This is a genomic window from Pantoea sp. 18069 (assembly GCF_902706035.1).
GTDB lineage: Bacteria > Pseudomonadota > Gammaproteobacteria > Burkholderiales > Burkholderiaceae_C > Comamonas.
The window spans coordinates 1-420 of record NZ_CACSJA010000127.1 but is presented as its reverse complement, the minus strand read 5'-3'; the positions used below and the strand labels follow the sequence as shown (position 1 = coordinate 420).

At 67.1% G+C, this 420-nt stretch carries 1 protein-coding gene; it reads right to left on the bottom strand.

Going from position 1 to position 420, the window contains the following annotated elements; translation table 11 throughout:
* Nucleotides 1-420 (bottom strand): phosphotransferase (locus GVL12_RS25860; RefSeq protein ID WP_159918396.1); only part of this gene is annotated, 420 nt, incomplete at both ends.

Sequence of the window (420 nt, the reverse complement as noted above, 5' to 3'; positions counted from 1 at the left end):
GCGGGGCCATCGTCGACCGGCATCAGGTTGCGCGGCATGTAGTCGCGATGGGTCATCAGCTGGGCCTGGCCCAGCGCGTTGTCCATCAGGCGGCGATGCACCAGCTGCAGGCCTTCGATCTCGCCGCAGTCGAGTTCAAGGTTCAGGTGGCGCTGCAGGAACCATTCGTCGAACAGGCCGGCATCGCGCTGCAGCAGTGCTTCGCCGAACTGGCCGAAGTCGGCCGGCACCGGGATCGCCTGCAGGCGCAGCAGCTGCTCGATCGAACGACCGAACCATTCGTCAGCGTTGCGCTCGTCGAGGATCCTGGCCAAGGTCGGGCCGCCGAGATCTTCCAGCAGCAGGAAGCCGGCATCCAGGTCCTGCGCGAGCAGCATGGGCACGCGCAGACCGTTGTCGTGCAGCAGGCCGCGCATGCGC